Raw genomic sequence first — 267 nt, 5'->3', positions numbered from 1 at the left:
TCAGATTTGGAGTGCAAAACACGAACAAATCTGCCAATCAACCACTGCGCTGAGATGTTGATACGAACTCTGAGAAGTGATCCTGGGCTTTTTGCCCAGTTTCCATTAAATCGCCCACTCACCATCACGGAAGATTGGCACACGGGTACCGTCTTCGCGGATACCGTCAATGTTCATCTTGTTAGAACCAATCATGAAGTCCACGTGAACATCTGAGCGGTTGAGACCAGCTTCTTTGAGCTCTTCTTGGCTCATTTCCGTACCACC

Annotated in this window: 1 protein-coding gene; it reads right to left on the bottom strand. The window is 47.9% G+C overall.

The window, feature by feature from the left end; translation table 11 throughout:
• Nucleotides 1-105: 105 nt before the first annotated feature.
• On the bottom strand, nt 106-267 hold a 162-nt coding region (locus C1E58_RS11835), incomplete at its 5' end, for an aminopeptidase (RefSeq protein ID WP_161951319.1).

It is taken from the genome of Streptococcus suis (assembly GCF_002964575.1).
GTDB classification, from domain to species: Bacteria; Bacillota; Bacilli; order Lactobacillales; family Streptococcaceae; genus Streptococcus; species Streptococcus suis_R.
The sequence above is the reverse complement of the archived record's forward strand: the minus strand, read 5'-3'. Positions and strand labels throughout refer to the sequence as shown.